The following is a 686-nucleotide window of genomic DNA, read 5'->3' as shown; positions in this document are numbered from 1 at the left end:
CGAGGCCGTATCGTTGTTCGCCACGTCCTTCTTCGGCTCCTAGCGCCTAGGCATCCTCCGTGTGCTCTTAGTAGCTTAACCAAATCGCTCGGATTTTGGGCTGTCCGCTCTGTTGCTCCTTCCTTTCTGAGATTAGGTAAAACCCTAAAATGGTTGAAAGGAACTCGCAAAGGATCGGCCATCTCCAAAATGCCTCGCTAAACAGTTAACTCTTCAACTTGTTTGACACAAGTTTCAGCTAAAAGATGTTCTAAAACGCAAATTCGTTTCGTTATCCAGTTTTCAAGGATCAAGTTTAAAGATGGTATATGGTGGAGCCAAGGAGGATCGAACTCCTGACCTCCTGCTTGCAAGGCAGGCGCTCTCCCAGCTGAGCTATGGCCCCATACAAATTCCATCAAAACTGAACAAATGGAAACACATCAGTATTTGTACCGCTTCGCTTCGGAAGCGAGGTACTCCATAGAAAGGAGGTGATCCAGCCGCACCTTCCGATACGGCTACCTTGTTACGACTTCACCCCAATCGTCTACCCCACCTTCGGCGGCTGGCTCCTTGCGGTTACCTCACCGACTTCGGGTGTTGTAAACTCTCGTGGTGTGACGGGCGGTGTGTACAAGACCCGGGAACGTATTCACCGCGGCATGCTGATCCGCGATTACTAGCAATTCCGACTTCATGCAGGC

1 tRNA gene and 1 rRNA gene are annotated in these 686 nt (G+C 50.3%); both read right to left on the bottom strand.

Annotation, left to right across the window (positions count from 1 at the left end):
- Positions 1-309: 309 nt before the first annotated feature.
- Positions 310-385 (bottom strand) — tRNA-Ala (locus K7397_RS21195).
- Positions 386-466: 81 nt separating this feature from the next.
- Positions 467-686 (bottom strand): 16S ribosomal RNA (locus tag K7397_RS21190); the annotation flags it as partial.

This window comes from Paenibacillus caui, assembly GCF_019904135.1.
GTDB classification, from domain to species: Bacteria; Bacillota; Bacilli; order Paenibacillales; family Paenibacillaceae; genus Fontibacillus; species Fontibacillus caui.
Note: the sequence above shows the minus strand (reverse complement) of the source record. Positions and strands in the feature narration are given on the sequence as shown.